The organism is Streptomyces sp. 3330, from assembly GCF_031456635.1.
In the GTDB taxonomy this organism is placed as follows: Bacteria; Actinomycetota; Actinomycetes; order Streptomycetales; family Streptomycetaceae; genus Streptomyces.
Genome location: NZ_JAVDVA010000040.1, coordinates 37,943 through 54,995, shown reverse-complemented (window position 1 = coordinate 54,995; position 17,053 = coordinate 37,943). Strand labels below are relative to the sequence as shown.

General features: G+C 68.9%; 19 protein-coding genes. 11 read left to right on the top strand and 8 right to left on the bottom strand.

The window, feature by feature from the left end; genetic code table 11:
• Positions 1-486 precede the first annotated feature (486 nt).
• Both J2X68_RS37560 and J2X68_RS37555 read left to right on the top strand, forming a co-directional pair.
• The gene (locus tag J2X68_RS37560) at positions 487-933 is read left to right on the top strand and encodes a hypothetical protein (RefSeq protein WP_310437105.1); all 447 of its coding nucleotides are present in this window, start codon (positions 487-489) and stop codon (positions 931-933) included.
• 877 nt (positions 934-1,810) lie between these two features.
• The gene (locus tag J2X68_RS37555; RefSeq protein ID WP_310437104.1) at positions 1,811-2,275 is read left to right on the top strand and encodes a hypothetical protein; all 465 of its coding nucleotides are present in this window, start codon (positions 1,811-1,813) and stop codon (positions 2,273-2,275) included.
• A 236-nt stretch (positions 2,276-2,511) separates the two neighbouring features.
• On the opposite strand, the gene J2X68_RS37550 is transcribed toward J2X68_RS37555, so the two are convergent.
• Positions 2,512-3,102 (bottom strand): hypothetical protein, encoded by a 591-nt coding sequence (locus J2X68_RS37550; protein WP_310437103.1) that lies wholly within the window; start codon positions 3,100-3,102, stop codon positions 2,512-2,514.
• A gap of 302 nt (positions 3,103-3,404) precedes the next feature.
• Here J2X68_RS37550 and J2X68_RS37545 point away from each other — a divergent pair, with 302 nt between their 5' ends.
• From J2X68_RS37545 to J2X68_RS37535, 3 genes are all read left to right on the top strand, one after another.
• On the top strand, positions 3,405-4,325 hold the full coding sequence (locus tag J2X68_RS37545) for a replication-relaxation family protein (protein ID WP_310437102.1): 921 nt from the start codon (positions 3,405-3,407) through the stop codon (positions 4,323-4,325).
• Positions 4,326-4,825: 500 nt separating this feature from the next.
• Positions 4,826-5,446, top strand: coding sequence for a hypothetical protein (locus J2X68_RS37540; RefSeq protein ID WP_310437101.1), 621 nt, complete (start codon positions 4,826-4,828; stop codon positions 5,444-5,446).
• A complete protein-coding gene (locus J2X68_RS37535; RefSeq protein WP_310437100.1) occupies positions 5,440-6,318 on the top strand; it encodes an ATP/GTP-binding protein in 879 nt (292 codons plus the stop codon). The genes J2X68_RS37540 and J2X68_RS37535 overlap by 7 nt, the downstream gene beginning before the upstream one ends.
• A 408-nt stretch (positions 6,319-6,726) precedes the next feature.
• On the opposite strand, the gene J2X68_RS37530 is transcribed toward J2X68_RS37535, so the two are convergent.
• From J2X68_RS37530 to J2X68_RS37510, 6 genes are all read right to left on the bottom strand, one after another.
• Positions 6,727-7,197, bottom strand: a complete 471-nt coding sequence (locus tag J2X68_RS37530) for a hypothetical protein (RefSeq protein WP_310437099.1) — start codon at positions 7,195-7,197, stop codon at positions 6,727-6,729.
• Positions 7,198-7,483: 286 nt separating this feature from the next.
• Complete coding sequence (locus J2X68_RS40400) at positions 7,484-7,837, bottom strand: hypothetical protein (protein WP_399041775.1); 354 nt, start codon at positions 7,835-7,837, stop codon at positions 7,484-7,486.
• 100 nt (positions 7,838-7,937) lie between these two features.
• On the bottom strand, positions 7,938-8,117 hold the full coding sequence (locus J2X68_RS37525; protein ID WP_310437098.1) for a DUF397 domain-containing protein: 180 nt from the start codon (positions 8,115-8,117) through the stop codon (positions 7,938-7,940).
• 10 nt (positions 8,118-8,127) lie between these two features.
• Positions 8,128-8,982: a helix-turn-helix transcriptional regulator gene (locus J2X68_RS37520; protein ID WP_310437097.1), complete on the bottom strand. Its 855-nt coding sequence runs from the start codon at positions 8,980-8,982 to the stop codon at positions 8,128-8,130.
• A gap of 6 nt (positions 8,983-8,988) precedes the next feature.
• A complete protein-coding gene (locus J2X68_RS37515; protein WP_310437096.1) occupies positions 8,989-9,513 on the bottom strand; it encodes a DUF6879 family protein in 525 nt (174 codons plus the stop codon).
• Entirely contained in the window at positions 9,491-9,892 is a 402-nt protein-coding gene (locus tag J2X68_RS37510) for a hypothetical protein (RefSeq protein WP_310437095.1), read from the bottom strand. Before J2X68_RS37510 ends, J2X68_RS37515 begins: the two co-directional genes overlap by 23 nt.
• A 406-nt stretch (positions 9,893-10,298) precedes the next feature.
• Between J2X68_RS37510 and J2X68_RS37505 the strand changes: the two genes are divergently transcribed.
• The 6 genes from J2X68_RS37505 (at position 10,299) to murF (ending at position 15,579) form a co-directional block, all read left to right on the top strand.
• Entirely contained in the window at positions 10,299-10,766 is a 468-nt protein-coding gene (locus J2X68_RS37505; protein ID WP_310437094.1) for a hypothetical protein, read from the top strand.
• Between the two features lie 41 nt (positions 10,767-10,807).
• Entirely contained in the window at positions 10,808-11,353 is a 546-nt protein-coding gene (locus J2X68_RS37500; RefSeq protein WP_310437093.1) for a hypothetical protein, read from the top strand.
• Positions 11,354-11,485: 132 nt separating this feature from the next.
• Positions 11,486-12,472 carry a D-alanine--D-alanine ligase gene (locus tag J2X68_RS37495; RefSeq protein WP_310437092.1) on the top strand — a complete coding sequence of 329 codons (987 nt, stop codon included), beginning with the start codon at positions 11,486-11,488 and terminating at the stop codon, positions 12,470-12,472.
• Positions 12,469-13,497 (top strand): threonine/serine dehydratase, encoded by a 1,029-nt coding sequence (locus tag J2X68_RS37490; protein ID WP_310437091.1) that lies wholly within the window; start codon positions 12,469-12,471, stop codon positions 13,495-13,497. Before J2X68_RS37495 ends, J2X68_RS37490 begins: the two co-directional genes overlap by 4 nt.
• Positions 13,475-14,146, top strand: coding sequence for a peptidase (locus J2X68_RS37485; RefSeq protein ID WP_310437090.1), 672 nt, complete (start codon positions 13,475-13,477; stop codon positions 14,144-14,146). The genes J2X68_RS37490 and J2X68_RS37485 overlap by 23 nt, the downstream gene beginning before the upstream one ends.
• Positions 14,147-14,181: 35 nt before the next feature.
• Positions 14,182-15,579 (top strand): UDP-N-acetylmuramoyl-tripeptide--D-alanyl-D-alanine ligase, encoded by a 1,398-nt coding sequence (gene murF, locus J2X68_RS37480; RefSeq protein WP_310437089.1) that lies wholly within the window; start codon positions 14,182-14,184, stop codon positions 15,577-15,579.
• Here the strand turns inward: murF and murC are convergent.
• Positions 15,576-17,045 carry a Mur ligase domain-containing protein gene (gene murC / locus J2X68_RS37475; protein WP_310437088.1) on the bottom strand — a complete coding sequence of 490 codons (1,470 nt, stop codon included), beginning with the start codon at positions 17,043-17,045 and terminating at the stop codon, positions 15,576-15,578. The genes murF and murC overlap by 4 nt on opposite strands.
• Positions 17,046-17,053: the final 8 nt, after the last annotated feature.

Here is a 17,053-nt window from a genome sequence, read left to right as displayed (position 1 = left end):
GTGGCTTCGCGGGCTGCGGTTGGCGACCTGGCCCGCGTCCCTGCCCCGGGACGGTCTCACCCAGGCTGTCCGGGGGTGCGCGGGGGGGGGGTGCCGGGATCCAACGGCCCGGTGCCCCCGCCGAAGGCGCGCAGCGCCGTGCCCCGCCGGGGTTCCCGCTTGCGGGAACCCCGCTCTTGAAAGCCCCGGCTTGCCGGGGCTTTTCTCTTGCCCGGCGCGCAGCGCCGGGCCACCCGCTCCGCGGGGGAATGAAAGAGGAAGGGGCGTTTGCTGCGCCCCGGGGTTTTTGGTTGGCGGGGAATTCTGTTTCCGGTAGGTCGGCAAACCTGGTCCGGGAATTCCCCGCCGGTGTGCTTCTCTCAGCGAAGCTCTTCTATCCTAGGGGATGTTGTCTTGTGCCGGATGGGTGCGCCTGGTGCGCGGGGGTGGGAGGGGGCGGTCGTGTCGGAGAGGGTGCCGTCGCGTCGGGTGCATGAGGGTCGGTGGGTGGTCAGCCGGGTGTGGATCGGGGAGTTGACGGGGGCGTCTCCTGCGACGCTGGCCCGGTGGTACGCGCAGCGGCACACGCAGCCGGTGGAGCGCCGGCATCCGGAGATCGTGGTCACGGTCGGCACGACGCATTACTTCGATCAGCAGGCGGTGGAATCGTTCTGGGCTGCCTGGCAGCAGGACGTCGGCACGGGCCGGCTGGGTGCGGCCGGACGCAAGCCCGGTGACGGGCAGGGCAGTTACAGCGCTGATCGGAGTGCGCGGGATCAGGCGGTGGGCGTGGCGCTGGCCGCGCTGCGTGAGGAAGGCGGTCCCCGTCGGGGGCTGGCTGCGCGTCTGGCGCGGGAGCACGGGGGCGTGGCGCGCAGCTGGCAGCGGGCCGTGGCCGAAGCCCGCGCGCTGTATGAAGCGGAGACCTCAGGCGCGGTTGGAGAGGGCTTGTAGGCCCTGCTGCGCCCTCTCCGGCCTGTCCGTCCGGTGCCCGGGACTCTCCGGGCCGTGCTCGGAGGCGCGGAGGCCCCGCCGACGCGCAACTAGCCTCCGGCCGCCCCGATCCCCCGGCCGCGCGCCCACCCACCCGTCCCTTCCCGCTTCCTTCTTTTGTGTTCCTGGACCGGGTGTGGGGTGTGCTGAGGGGGATGTCAGAGTCCCGACCACGCGGAAAATGTTGTGGTGACCTGCGGTGATCAGGCGGGAGGTCGCAGGACGCGTACCGCTGTGGGTGGGGTTGTCGGCGGGGTTATCGGCCCGGTCGGGGGCGGTGTTGTCGCACCGTGGCTGATGGGCTTGCAGGGTTTCGGTAAGCGGTCATCTGGCCGGCGGTCGGCGGTCGTTGCGGGCTGTGCCTCCTGGAGCGTGCGACGCGCCTCGCTGCCGGTGCAGTATGCATGCCGTCTCATGAGACTGGTTCCAGGGAGCCGTTACTGGCGTAATGACGGCCCTCTTCGGGACGGACGATGAAGATCCCGGATCCAGGAGGTTCCTCCACGGATGCACGGCGCATGCGAGCCGCCCACTCAGGCGAGGGCCACCGAGTGTAGCTGTCCCAATGGATCCCTATAAGGGGGACTTCACCAGGCCGCAAAGTGGTGAGATCGGCGCCAACGAAGCTATTCGCTGCCTCGATCAGGGTGCCATGGGCTTCGCTGAGGTCGCGGATGACATCTAGGACGTCGTCGAGGGGGCAGGCGTCGGGGCCATCGATGAAAAGGGCGTGGTCGAAGGCGCGAGTGAGGTCGAGGGCGTGGGCGAGGCCGAAAGCGTGGGTGCCATCGAGGGCTCGGGCGTTGGCGATGGCGCGGGATAGGTCGCGGGCGATGGGGTGGGCGCTGGGGAGGTTGAGTACGAGTTCGCGGGCACGGTGGTGGGCGCGGGGGAGGTCGAATGCGAGGACGCGGGCTCGGTCGCCGGTGCGAGCGAGCTCAAGGTCGCGGGAGAGATCGAGGATGAGGTCGTAGGAGAGATCGAGGGCGAGGTCGCGGGAGAGATCGAGGGTGTGGGCGAGATTGAGGTCGCGGGCGAGGCTGGGATTGAGGGTGTGAGCGAGGGTGGTATCGAGGGTGTAAACAACGCGGGCGAGATCGAGGGTGCGGGTAAGGTCGCGAGTGAAGACGAGGGCGCGGTCGAGGTCGAAGCCGACGTCGAAGCCGGGGTCGATGACGAGTGCGTGGATGAGAGTGCTGGCTACATGGCGGGCGCGCTCCAGGGCGAGGGCCGTGGCGGACTGTTGAAGGGTGCCCGCGACCATCAGGAGATCGCCGCGATGCTGGAGCCGATGCCGTGGTGAAGCGGACTTCCAGCGAGCCGCGATGTCAGCCAGATGCGGTCTCGCCAGGGCAGTGGCGGCAGCGCCAGCCGATGGAGCATCAGGAAGGCTGGGAACTACTGGCATGGAAGCGGGAAGGGGCGCAGCGGGGTTGTGCGTTCCCCGCTGACCGGGCCTCTTGGGTGGAGGCCGGAAGCCGGGCGAACGGCGGGAGAACACGGCCAGGACGCGGCCAGTGAAGGACTCCGCAGCAATCGTCACGCTGTACCTCCTCCGCCTGCCAGATCCTGCTGCGCAGCGGCACCCATGTCCGGCTGGGGATTGCCTGCTGAAGGACTGCCCGCATAGGTTCCCGGTGGAGCACCATTCGACTGCGCGAGGCTGGCCGGTTGCCCGTTTTGAAGGCCGGGCGGTTGTCCGTTTTGCTGGAGGGCCTGTGCCTGTTGCTGCGCTTCGTCGACCAGGCCGCCGAAAGCAGCCCTGCCCGCGCTCTTGACCATCAGCGGCACCAGCGTGGTGCCTTGCTGGACAGCCGACAGCGCGCCCAGGCCGATGAGGAATGCCACCAGTGGATTGGTGCTCTGCGGATAGGTAGCCGCTACGACACCGGTCAGGGCGCCGCCCACGAGCAGGCGTAACGTCCCGGCGACGCAATAGGCCCGCCAGCCGGGTGCCGGGAGGTTTTCCTCGCCGGGCCGCAGGTCAGCTCTGCGGTGGGGCGGATCGATGGTGTCCGACTGGACATTCCAGGGCATCCGGCGGTGCCATTTGATGGCCTTGATGATGTCCACGGCCTCCATACAGGCGCCCCCGGCCGCTCCCACTGCTGCCGCCATCAACCAGTCCATGGTCCGAGGCTAGAGGCAACCGGACAGGGGGGAGGGAGTTGTACGTAAACCGGCGAACCCGCCCACAGGTCTGGTCGCGTCGGTGACTTGAGACTCCAGCGACAGGGGCACGAGTCCCGTGGCCTGGTGCGGTTGTCGGTGGGGATAGCGGGCCGGTCGGGGGCGGTGTTGTCGCACCGTGACTGTGGTCGGGCCTGGGTGGTCGGTGGTGTGGTCGGGGCCGGCTGGTGCCCTCAGTCGTACGCGCGGTGCCGCATCAGGGCGGCACCGTACCGTGTGCGTGGGGGTTGGCGACGATGGCGATGACGAGGACGCCGGCGTATGTGGATGCCGGGGCCGGGGACCGGCTGGCGTTGGCGGTGCTGGTGCAGTACCGGATGGCGACGACCGAGCAGATGCATCTGATCACCGCTCCGCAGGTGCGGATCGAGCAGACCAGACGGCGGCTGGCCAAGCTCCGTACCGAGGGCCTGGTCGACCGCATCACCTTGCCGCAGGCGGGGCGGACCCGGGTGTGGTTCCCGAGCCAGTACGGGGTACAGGTCGCGTCGGAGTGGCCAGAGCTGCGGGGTCGGCGCCCGCCACGGCTGGTGTCGGACCCGACCGCAGTGCGGTTGCGGGTCGGGCACACGGTGACGGTGACGGAGACGGGGCTGCAGTTCCTGCTGGACGCGCGCCGCCGGGGGGAAGTGTGCCGGCCGCTGGACTTCCTCCCGGAAGTCCACCACCCCATCGGAGGCGGCGAGGCGGTCATCCCGGACGCACTGCTGTACTACCAACGCGGGAGCCGAGACGGGGGCGGGGGCGGGGGATCGATGCTGCGGGCGTTCCTCGAGGTCGACCGGGCGACCATGGGCCCCGAACGCCTCGCATCGAAGCTCCGCGGCTACGCCCGTCTCCACCGGTACGCCCCCGTGCCGGTCGGCAGGCGCCGCACGGTGGAGACGGTCCAGGAGCTTGCGGAGGAGTGGCGGCGGCACTACCCGCTCTTCCCGCGGCTGCTGTTCGTCCTGGACGGCATCGGCACTGCCGGCATCGACAACCGGGTGCGCGCGCTGCACGCGGCCGACGTCGACACCGCGGTCGCCTCGTTTCTGCGCGAGGTGACCGTGCTCGCCGCGCCGATGACCGACCTCCTCCACCACGGCCCCGCCGCGGCTGTCTGGCGCCCCGTGCGGGACCCGGAACGCCGGGTCGGCTGGATGGATCCCCAGGCGCCGTAGCTGTTGCGCAGCAGGCGACTGCGCGGCGCTTCGTGGTCTGCGCAATCGCTCCCGAGGCCTACGCAATGCCCCCGACCACAGGCCCAACCACGAGGGTCCGGGACCCCGACCACAAGCCCGACCACCGCAGGTCAGCGCATTGCGCAGACACTGCGCAGACCTCGGCCCCAGGTGCCCTGCCACCCCCTCGCCGACTGTGCAGGAGAGCCGGCTGAGCACGGCCGCCGCCCACCGCCCCGGTCCTGCGCAATCAGCGACCAGGCTTGTTGCGCAGCCACCCGGCTGCAAACGCGCTGCCGGCTGCGCAGGCAGTCGCTCGGCTGCGCAGGACGGAGACGGCTGCGCACCGCCCACCACCCAGGTGCCCTGTCCTGCGCCCGGCCGGGCGGTACGGATGGGCATGGAATGAACTCCCGGAGCTGCTTGGGAAGTTGGCGGGCATATGCGTAGCCTTGCGGTTGCACACGTGCACCACACCCGTGTCCTGACGGAGAGGGAACGTGACCAGACAATCCACCACCGGACCGTTAGCCACCGGAGCGCTTCGCATCCGCACCCGCATCGCCGCCCTGACGGCCGTCCTCTGCGCGAGTGCGGCCCTGGCCGGGTGCAGCAGCGGAGACGACACCACCGCCGCGGAGTCCACCGCCCCCACACTCACGGCGTCAGCCGCGCCCCTGTCGTCCCCGCCGGCGGACCCGGAAGCCGCGGTGAAGAAGACCGCGCTCGAGGTCTACCAGGGCTACTGGCAGGAGATGCAGGCCTACTACGCCGACCGCGACGGCACCACCACGGGCCTGAAACAGTACGCCGCCTCCGAAGCCCTGGAAGTCGCGGAGAACGACGCACAGCGGGCACACGCCCGGAACCGGATTTACACCGGCAAGGTCACTGTCTCGCAGTCCGCGGTCACCGGCACCGATCTGGACCGCCAGGTGCCCAACGTGACGCTGTCCAGCTGCCTGGACGTCTCCCAGTGGCTGCCCGTCGTCGCCGACACCCGCAAGCCCGTCGACCTCCCCACCGGCCGGCTCACGAAATACCTGATCGCCACCACACTCGAGAAGTGGCCCGAAGGCTGGCGCGTCGTACGGGACGAACCGCAGGGCAAGAAATGCTGACCCTCCCGCGCCGCACCGCGGCCGGCACCTGCGTCCTCGCCATTCTCGCCGTCCTGGGCACGGCGCCCACCGCCCTCGCAGACGGGCCCGGCGGCGGCGTGAACTGCGGCCACTTCATCTGCCAGGTCGAAGCCGACGACCCCGGCCAGACCGGCACCGGCGGCAACACCGGAAGCGAACCCCAACCCGGCGGCAACGGCAGCGGCAGTCCCTGGACATGCGTGTACGAGTTGCTGTCGCCCCAGCCCGCGCCAGGCTCCCTGGACTGGGAAGGACACACACCCGGCGACGGCGCCGTCTACAAGCAGACCTGCCACTACCTCGACAGCCTCAACACGATCGTCCGCAACCAGTGGCTCGCCGACCCGCCGCCCGCGGCGGCCGCCGTCGACCCGGCCGTCCTCGCCCAGCGGGCCGTGGACTCCATGAAACTCGCCGGACCCGACATCGCCAGCCCGCGAGCAGCCGGGCGGTACCTGATGGGAATGCCGATGTGGATGTGGGTCCACCAGAGCCCGACCAAGTACGGGCCGAATACCGCGAGCGCATCGGCAGGCGGCGTGACGGTCACCGCGACCGCGAAGGTCTCCAAGATCGTGTGGACGATGGGCGACGGTGCCATCGTGACGTGCGCTGGGCCGGGCACGCCGTACACGGCGGCCGCAGGAAAATCGGATTCCCCCACCTGCGGGCACACCTACAGCCGGACGTCCGCCGACCAGGCAAGGGGCCGCTACCGGGTCACCGCGACCTCCGCCTGGACCATCGACTGGCAAGTCACCACGGGTGGCGGTGGACAGGCCGGCCAGCTCACCGAAACCCGACAGACCCAGATCCTGGTCCCCCTCGCGGAACTCCAAGTTCTTAACTGACTCCCGGGGGTGAAGTCCCAGTCTTCGGTGCTCGTCGTCAGGCTGCACGCTGGATCCGTCAGAGGGAATCGAGTTCGACGAAACTCCGCAGCACAGCCTCGTTTCCCCCCTGCGCGGTGTCCTAGGTTCGAGGCCGGTGAGTGCCGTCATCGCCCTCACCGGCCTCCACTTGGTCCGGGAAGGGTGACGGCTCCACGGACCGCTCGCGTCCCGGAGCTGATGCCCGAGAACCAAGCACATCCCACAACGGGGTTCCGGCTCATTCGGGCCGGCACGACAGGACTGCGCCGCTGACGCGGCCCCCACAACCCCGCCGTACTCACACCAGACCACCCCGTCCTCGCTGAAGGTGAAGACAGGCCGTTGTCCTGGAAGGACAGGCCTTCCAGGACAACGGCGCATGGGGGGTCAGCCGAAGTTGTAGACGGTGACGGTCACGGATCCGCCTTCGGCGCTGATGGTGTACGCGCCGGGGCCGGTGTAGGGCACGCAGCCGTCGGCGAGGATGTCGTCGTCGTTGATACCGGTGTCATCCTCTCCCACGAAGGCGCACACCTCAGTGACGGGGTGGGGGACGTAGCGGTGCTCTGCGCCGCCGAACAGCGGATAGCGCGGCAGGGTGGGGGTGTTGATGTCGCGGTCCGGGTGCTCCCACAAGGCGGTCTGCTGGCCCCACGGCGCCCTCACGACGACTTCACCGTAGGGCTCGGGCAGGTCGTTGTCGTCGCTCTCCCGCGGGTTGGAGAACTCGATCGAGTACGTGATGGGCCCTACATCCGCCCGGGCCTGAGCCTGGGCCGCGCCGACACTCGCTCCGCCGGCCAGCAGCAGGACCGTTGAGGCAACGACCGCCAGGCGCCCCGCACATTTGGGAAGCATCCCAATCCCCTCTCACTTTAAGTAGCCGAATGACTACGACGAGTACGCTAAGGGTTGGGTCAGGCCACATTGCCAGACCAACTGGGCAAACCCCCCGGAGGGATGGGACAGCAGCCAACCCCGATGGCCGTTCACGCGGGCGCACACGCGCGTGAACCCCCACCCCGCCCCACTCCACGCACTCCAAGATTCACAAACAGCCACGACACCAAGGTCCGACGGCTGTCAGTCGCGCGCGCCCGGGCATCGGCACAGCGGGTACCGCGGCACCCGCGCGCCGGTCCCCTCAACCGGTCAGGCGGCAGCTCTGCCAGCTGCGCCCGTCACGGACCAACGCCCCGCGCTCCTCCAGGTTCGCCAGGTGATAGACCACCGACGCCGGGCTGCGCAGCCCGAGCTCCCGCGCCAGCTCCCGCACCGACAGTCCTCGCCGCGGTCCCGGATGGACTGGCGGATCACGCGGAGGATCTCCTCTTCCCGCACGGTCAGATGCTGCGGCCGCCGGTTCACCACTGCCGCTCCAGCACGCGGCCCCGACTCCGCAGCTCCACGCGCACCGCCGCCACCGCCACCGCCCGCTGCGACCAGAACGGATGCCACCACAACCTGGCCGACGGCACGTAAACCGCCGGCGCAGCATGGTCATGTGCGCGGGACGGGGCGCGGCAAGAGCGTCGTAGACGCGGTACCGGGCTGCTTGCAGCCGTACCAGGCCTTTCCCACCTGCGTAGGGGTCGCTTTCATTGGCCCTTGGCATGCTCTACAAAGGCGCGCCAGGCGACAGGTGTGAGGGAGAGGATCGCGCGGTTGCGATCTTTGGTGTCTCGGACCATGACCGCGTGCGGACCGTTGTCCGCGACTTCTACACAAGAGTCCTGCGTGGTGTAGGTGCTGGTGCGCCAGTTGGGCCGTTCGGACAAGTGTGCTCTCCTACTGGGGTGGAATGCGGTCGAAGTGCTGGATTGCGGTGAAAATGAGGTCCCGGACGGCCGTGCCGTAGACGGCCGCCTGCTGCAGCAGGTTGAAGGCCTTGGCGTAGAGCTCGATTTCGCGGGGCTGGGAAACTGACAGTTCTGCGGAGTAGGTCTCTACTAGGGCAAGTTTGTCGTCGAACAGAGAGAAGGAGTTCCCGGGCCAGATTGAGGCAGGGGCGGAGCGAGGCACGATGCCGAGGCTGAGTCGGGGCAGGCGCATGACGGCCAGGAGGCGGTCGAGTTGTCCTTTCATTACGTCGGGGCCGCCGAAGTTGGTGTAGAGGGCTTGTTCGCCGAGCAGGACGTTGAAGATGCGGTCGCCTTGGTAGAGGTAGTGCTGACGTTCCAGGCGTTTGGCGACGGCCGCTTCGCTATCGTCCGGGATCTCGTAGTAGTTGACGACCTGTTCGAAGACTTTGGCGGCGTATTCGGTGGTCTGAAGGGTTCCCCAGACGACGGTGGGGTGCCAGATACGGAAGATCTTGGTTCGGGCGTAGACGGGGATGGCTTGGTGCTGTCGCTTTTCTGCACCGGTGTGGAGTTGGCGCCGCCATTCGAGCCAGAGTTCGTCGACGTGGCGGACGATAGCGATCAGGTCGCCGATCTGCTCCGCCTGGCCGGTGATCTGGCACCAGGTACGGATGTCGTCCTCGCTGGGCCTCTGCTTGCCGTGCTCAATGCGGGAGACCTTGGACTCGTGCCATGCGGTGGCATGAGCGAAGGCCCGGCCGCTGGTATATCCGGCGTCCTTGCGGAAGCCGCGCAGCCGGGCGCCGAGCGCTTGCAGTGTCTCTTGTGCCTGGGTGGTCATGGTGTTTCAGGGCGCGTATTCCGTGTGGGGGACGGCCAACGTCCACAGCCGGTCGCGTAGGCGGGCGCACTGGGTGACGGTATCGGTGTCCTCGATGATCTGTGATCCGAGGACGCGGCCTGCCTGGTCGAAGTGGCCGACTGCGAGGATGCGATCGTCGAACAGCCACCAGTCTTGGCCGTCGAAGGGGAACACGGCATCGGCCGGCAGGAGACGGCGGGGCAGCCAGCGGATGTCTTCGCCAGCTCCTTCGTTGGCTGCGGTGACGGTGTGCTCCCACTGGATGTAGGGCGTCAGGGGTTCAGAGACGACCCGCACCCGGCGTACCGTCATGCCGCGCGCGGTGCTCTGGCGCACAAGGCTGAGCCATGGGGCGAGGTAGGAGTGCTCGGTTTCCTCGCCTGCCAGCCATCTCTGGAAGGGGTCGTCCTCGTCGGGTACGGAGTAGTCGTCTCTCAGTTCCAGGTGGAAGGCGTCGTGGTGGAAGCGCTCGAAGAGCCGGTTGCGCTCAGCGCTCGAGATCAGCTCCACGCGGTCCCTCCAGCAGGGCGGCGAGGTCGGCTTTCGCCACCTCAACGCACGTCTCGTAGTGCGGTATCGACATCTCGGACAAGGCCTGCGCGTCGGTCACAGCTTTGCCCTGGACGACGCAGGTTCCCTGTTCGGTCAGGATCATGACCGGGTCTTGCACCCGGTCGACGCCGGCAGCCGGCAGCCCGTCCTTGCGCAGGTGCTCGAACAGCTCGGTAGGCACCTCCACCGCCGTCTCCCCCTCGCCGATGTCGAGTTGCATCAGCAGCTCGTTCGCGAACAGCTGCCAGCCCTGAACGATGTAGCTCTCCCGGTCGGTGGCATACAGCGTCGGGCAGTCCCCGCCGGTGGAGTTGGTTCCCAGCAACCGTAACTTCATTGCCTGTCTCCTGTCGTAGGTCTTGCTTGAGTTTGCGTGACAGATCGATGGTCTGGGGGTCATATGGGCTCGTCAAGTCTTGTGCTGCAAACTCGCGCAAGCTGCTTGGGAGTTGCGGGGCAGCCGCCTTACCTTCGTTGCCAGACCGCCGATGCGGTCGCCCCCCTTGAACGCGTTGAGTGAGGCGGTCTGCAGGAGAACCCGGCTCTGCGTCCCCATCGGGGCCGGACCGCCCCACTCCGGAGGGACAACCATGACCAGCACCCCTTTACCGCAAAGCGATATGCCAGCTGATCGGCATGCCAGCCGATGCAATGCGGCAGCTGCAGGGGCAGCCCCGTCGGCGCCTGCGCCGACTCTTCCAGCCCGCGAGCATCTCCCGGAAAGCCACCCAGTTATCGCCACCGTGACCTTGCTGCCTTTGGCACCTGAGGAGGAACCACCCTTCACGTTTAGCGTGCGATTGCAGGCGGACGAGATGGCTGGCCCCAACGCCCGGCTGCGTGCCCGAACGCAGCTCACCATCGCTCACTGGGCGGGGAACGTTGATGCGGCGTCCCGCGTCTGCGACAAGCTCGTGGACAACGCCTTCCGGCATGGGAAGGCCTTCAAGGACGGCCGCGTTCCGGTTCGACTGACCGTCTATCCGGAGACGGCTGAACTTCTCGTCGAGGTGAACGACGCCAACCCCGAGTTCCCGGGATTCACCGAGGTCACGGCGATGGAGCTCAATGGGAGGCCCCCCTCGGGACTGTGGTGGGTGAGCCATTACTGCGGCCGCCTGTCCTGGGACGTCCTCAAGGATGACGACGGCCAGGTCGTGGGAAAGACCGTGCAGGCCGTCCTCCCGCCGAGCTGGGAAGCGTCCGCGTGAGTACCGTCCCGCCCCCTCGCCGCCCCCTAGATCCGAACCGGGTGCTCCCTCCGACTCAGCCCGCCAAGTTCTCCCAGTCCGGCTACAAGGTGCCGGAGGGAAGTGTCCAGAGCAACATGGGCGACCTGGCGGGCCGGATCAGGAACCTGATGGCCTTGCAGCAGGGGCAGGCCACTCGGATTCCGCTCGGCGGCGCCCTGTTCGACATCGTCGTCACGGCGAACGGGATCGACGCCTACACGGCAGTGACGCGCATGGACGAGGTGCAGAGAGAACAGGGTGGCCCTGTCATCGCCTGCAGCCCCGTCATCGAAGCCCGCGACCAGGGGTGCCTGTTCTGGCTCGTCCCGCCCGGCACCAGCCAGACGGGGGAACCACACCTGTACGGCGTGTGCCTGGGCAGGCCTCATCAGATGCCGCTGCCGGCGATGGCCTGCACGCAGCCGCCTGAGCCGTACTGGCTGCGCCCGCTGCGCGGCGACCGGCTGGTGCCCCCGGGGCCGCTGCGGGACCTGCTGGCCCGGCACCGGCCCGGCCTGGTGCCCCACGAAGCGCTTCCGGACCTGCTTTCAGCAGCGTCCTTCTGACACCCGCGCGCGACGGTTGTTCGTCCATGCCCACCGTCGCGCGCGGGGTTCCACCCCTCTGCCGCCGAGTCCGATGCCGGGCTCCCCGCTCGGCGGCAGAGGGCCTGACCCAGAGTCCAGATGGAGACCTCCATGCGCATCGTTCCCCTCGACCCCGCCGAAAGAAGCGCACCCGTGGCGGTAGTCACCGGCGGGTGGTCCCGTGAGCGGGATCGTTCCTGGTTATCGGGCAGGACCGTGGCCAAGGCACTGGATGACATGGGGGTCAAGGCCCACGTCGTGGACCTCGCCGGCTCACGCGACACGCTCCTCGAAGGGCTCGCCAAAGCCTCCAAGGCGTTCCTCGCTATCGCTGGCCGGGGCGCGGAGGACGGCCGCCTTCAGGGGGCGTTGGAGACTCTCGGTGTCCCCTACACAGGATCGGGGGTGCTCGCGTCTGCCGTCGGGATGCACAAGCTCCACGCGAAGACGCTGGTCGCTGCCACCGGGGTTCGCGTCCCCGACGCAGTCAAGCTGGAGCCGGATGTCACCGTGGAAACCCTGGAAGAAGAGGCCACCCGCATCAAGGCGGCTCTCGGAATCCCGGTGATGGTGAAACCTGTCAGCGAGGGCGGGTCCATCGGACTGCATGTCGCATCGACCGACGACTTCGCTGTGTCGTCCGCCATCTCGTGCGCCAAGGACGGAGAGTGGATGGCCGAGGCCTTCCACACGGGACGCTCCGTGAGCGCCAGCGTCCTGGAGGACGCTCAGGGCAACGTGCACGTCCTGCCGCCGCTGGAAGCCCAGACACCCAACGGCGTCTACTCCTACGCCGCCAAGCGCGGCACCGCCGACTGCGACTACCACTGTCCGGCCCGGGTCGGCGCCGCAACCATGGAAGACCTCGAGCGTCAGGCGGTGGCCGCGCACCGGGCGTTGTACTGCCACTCGTACTCGCGGCACGACTTCGTCGTCGGCGAAGACGGCCGCGCCTGGTGGCTGGAGGTCAACACGCTGCCCGGCTTGTCGAAGACCGGGAACCTGGCCCGCATGGCACGCGCCGACGGCATCTCCTACGAACTGCTGCTGACCCACATCCTGCGCGGAGCGGACGTCGACCGCCGCGCACGCCCGTGAAGACCCGAGAGGTACCTGACGTGTCACTGACAGTTCAGCACGTTCTGCACGCCGCGGAAGCCCTGCGCGGTGTCGCCGTACGCACCCCGATACTCACGTCGGCCGCCCTCAACGAGGAACTCGGCCGCGAGGTCTGGGTGAAGGCAGAGAGCCAGCAGCTCACGGGCAGCTTCAAGCTACGTGGCGCGTACAACGCCTTAGCAGCGCTCAGCCCCGCAGACCGGAAGCGCGGAGTCATCTGCGCTTCCTCCGGGAACCACGCCCTCGCCCTCACCGTGGCCGCGCGCCGGTTCGATGTGCCGGCTGCTGTGGTCGTCCCCGAAGACCTGCCCGCGGTGAAGCGGCGGGCGATCTTAAGCCATGGCGCGCGCATCGTGCCCTACGCGCGGCTCACCGGCCGGCGTGACGCCTTGGTCCACCAGCTCGCCCACCAGCACGGCCTGACGATCATCCCGTCCGCAAATGACGAACGGGTCATCGCCGGAGCGGGCACCGTCGCCTGGGAGATGCTTCAGGAAGTCTGCGGCCTGGCCACGCTGCTGGCATCGGTAGGCGGCGGTGGACTCGCAGCCGGTACTGCTCTCGCAGCCAGCGGACATGATCCGGCGCTTCGCGTGTTCGGGGTCGAGCCGGCAGCCGCCGACGACACACACCGCTCCCTGCGTGTGGGGCGCCGCATCTCGATCCCGCCGCCGTTCACAGTCGCTGACGGCCTCGGGCACTCGGAGCCCGCCCGGATCCCCTTCGAGATCAACCAGCGGCTCCTGGCTGGTGTCCTCACCGTTTCCGAACCGGCGATATCCGAGGCGATGGCGTACCTCTTCCGCCACTTCGGCCTGGTCGTCGAGCCCTCCGGGGCCGTCGCCTTCGCCGGGCTGATCCAGGCTCTCGACGATCTGCCGGACGGCCCGGTCGGCGTGATCGTTTCCGGCGGGAACGTCGACTGGAACACCTATAAGGCCCTGCTGGACATCGCGATGGCACGAATGGAGGCCTCTCACCATGCCGCCGCCGTGCTGCACTGACCCGTTCGCGTCTGGAGTCGTCCACGACCCGGTAGGGCTGGTCACCCAGTACGCCACGTGGGACCTGATCGGCCCCATCGCCTATGAGGGGTACGACCCGGTCAACGATCCTGGATGGGAGAAGACGGGAGCTCCGTCGCCTGCGTTCTACGCACGATGGTGCAGGCACCTGTGCGGCATCGCCTGCCTGCGCATGGTGCTGCTGCACCGCGACGGCCGTGCCCCGGACATGTTCACGCTCCTGACCGGCGCCCGCAACGCCGGCGCTTACGTCCGCGAGGCCGACGGCACCGTCAAGGGCCTGATCTACGCCCCGTTCGTCGAGTACACGGCGCACACGCACCGCCTTCCCGCAGCGGTGCACGGCGACCTCGACCTGGACGGCCTGGTCGCGCTCCTGGACGCCGGCCACATGGTGATGGCCTCCGTCTCCAAGGAGATCCGCCGCCCCGAGCACAAGCCGGAGCGGCGCGGCGCGGCGGGCACCTGGTACTGGCCATCGGCCGCCGGGGCGGGCAGATCTTCTTCCGTAAGCCCTCCATGCCCCTGGACCGCTTCGGCGCCTTCTTCGGCGGCCGGGGCCTCTCGCTGGATACACGCCGCACCGTACGGCGCACGCCTGACCAGAGCGCCGGGCGCCGCCCGGTAGCGTCTCGACCGACCACCTGAGCAGGGAGAACCACGTTGCATGCCATGTCCTTGACCGCGATCGCCGACATCGTCGGCGGCCGTCTCGCCGACGTCCTCGACCCCGACGCACTGGTCACCCAGCCTGCCGTCTTCGACTCCCGCGAGGCCGTCGAGGGATCGCTGTTCATCGCCCTTAAGGGCCAGCACACCGACGGTCACACCTACGCCCGGGCGGCCGTCGACAAGGGTGCTGCGGCAGCCCTGGTCACCCGGCCGGTCGGCGTCCCCGCGATCGTGGTCGACGACGTCCTCGCCGCATTCGGGCAGCTCGGTCACACGCTTTTGCACGGCGTGTTCGGCGGGGCGCAGGTCGTGGCCGTCACCGGCTCGGCCGGCAAGACGAGCACGAAGGACTTCATCGCCCAGGTGCTGCCCGGCCCGGTGGTGGCCACGCCGCAGTCCTTCAACAACGAGATCGGTCTCCCGCTGACCATCACCCTGGCCAGCGACACGACTCGCTTCCTGGTCCTGGAGATGGGCGCCCGCCACATCGGCGACATCCGGGCCCTCACCCGGATCGCCCAGCCGGACATCAGCGTCGTCACCAACGTGGGTACCGCGCACGTCGGCGAGTTCGGCAGCCGCGAGAACATCGCCACGGCCAAGGGCGAGATCGTCGAAGCCCTTCCCCAGGGCGGGCTCGCCGTCCTCAATGCCGACGACGACTTCGTGCAGGAGATGCAGAACCGCACCCAGGGCCGCGTCGTCACCTACGGTCTCAGCGAGGCCGCCCTCATCCGCGCCGTCGACGTCAAGGTCGACGACCGGGGCCGCGCCTCCTACGTCCTGGTCACCCCCGAGGGCTACGCCGACGTCCGGCTTCAGTTCGTCGGCGACGTGCAGGTCCACAACAGCCTGGCCGCGGCCGCCGTCGGTCGTGAAGCGGGCCTCAGCGTCGAGGAGATCGCCGCCCGCCTGTCCGAGGCCATGCCCCGCTCCAGGTGGCGGATGGAGACCCACGTCCGCGCGGACGGCGTCACGATCGTCAACGACGCCTACAACGCCAACCCCCACTCGATGCGCCACTCCCTTGACGCCCTGGCGTCCATGACTGGGGGCCGCGACCAGCGTTCCGTTGCCGTTGTCGGCCGCATGAACGAACTCGGCGAGTCCTCACGCACCGCGCACGAGGAGATCGGCCAGTACGCCGCCGGACTCGGCTTGGACCAGATCATCCTGGTGGGAGAGGAAGAAGCCGGATGGATGCAGCAGGGCGTGAGCAAGGCCGGCGGGAAGGCGGTCCACCTGCCCGACCAGGACACCGCACTGGACCTGCTCCACACGATCCTGCGGCCCGGCGACGTCGTCCTGGTCAAGGGCAGCCGAGGGGTCCAGTTGCAAGAGCTCGCCGACCGGCTCCTGCAACTGGACCCCGGCTCCGCGGACGCTTAGGCGGCTGCCGAGTCCAGCTCCCCGAGCGTGGCCCGCAGGACGTGGCCCGACGCAACGATGTCGCCCGGCCCCATCAGCACGACCACGTCACCGGGGCGCGCCAACTGGGCCGCCCGCTCCGCGGCCTCGGCCCGGTCCAGCACCACGTGCCGGGAACTGCCGCCAGCCTCGACGGTCCGGGCGGACAGCACTTCCAGCAGCACCCGGCTGACGCCATCGGTGCTGTCCGTCAGCACCACCTCGTCGCAGCCGGCCAGCGCCCTCGCGAAGTCGATGTCGAACCAGTTGAGCCGCGACTTGCAGGACGGCTGGAACACCGTGATCACCCGGCCGCCCTGACCGACGAGGGAGCGCGCGGCTGCGAGGTCCGCGCTCACCTCGTCGGGGTGGTGGGCGTAGGAATCGTAGGCCAGCACCCCGGCCATCTCGCCGACCATCTCTGCGGCCGGGGTCATGCGGCGCTGCACACCGTCGAAGTACAGCAGCTGCTGCACGCCCTGAGCACAGTCCTGGCCCAGGGTGTCCAGCGTGGCGATGACGGCAGCGGCGTTGTGGAGCTGGTGGGTGCCCGCAACCAGCAGCGCGAGGTCGAACTCCCGGCCGCCCGGCCCGCGCAGCACCGCCGTGCTGCGCCCACCTTCGCTGGCCATGTCGACCAGCTGCCAGTCAGCGGACGCCGACCTGCCGAAGGTGACCACCCGCGGACCGTCGCCGGCCAACGCCAGCCGAGCGGCGAGCTCGCGGGCGCCGGACGAGTCGGCGTCCAGCACCAGCGTGCCGGCCTCGTGCAACCCGGACCGCAGGCACTCCTCGTAGGCGTTGACGTGGTCGTCTTCCTCGGAGTAGTTCTCGGGGTGGTCGAATCCGATGTTCGTGATCACCGCCACCCGCATGGACATACCGATGTGGGTGTGGTCCGACTCGTCGACCTCGGCCACGAAGACACCGTTCGCTTCGCCGGCGTGCCCACCGCTGCACGGGGCTCTGAGATCGGCGCCGATGACGTACGACGGGCTCTGGCCCATGCGGGCGAGCGCCAACGCCAGCATGCCCGACGTACTCGACTTGCCGTGCGTGCCCATCACCGCCACCGGTGCGCTGTGGGTCGCCATCAGCGAGTCCAGTGCCGTCGACCGGTGCATCACAGGGATGCCGAGTCGCCGCGCACGGAGGATCTCCGGGTTGTCCTCACCGACGGCATGGGTGAACACGACCGCGGTCGCATCCGCAGGCACATGCTCGGCGGCATGCCCGGTGTACACACACGCATCCAGGCGAGCCAGTTCCTTCAGCCCTGCCGACGTCCGGTTGTCGCTGCCGGACACAGCAAATCCCCGCTCGGCACACACGCGGGCCACCGGCAGCATCCCGTTGCCGCCGACGCCGATGAAGTGCACACGGCTCAGGTCGACCAGCCTGTTGGCCGGGCTGTCCTCAGCAATGCGCGGGACTGCGGTTTCCACCATGAAACTGC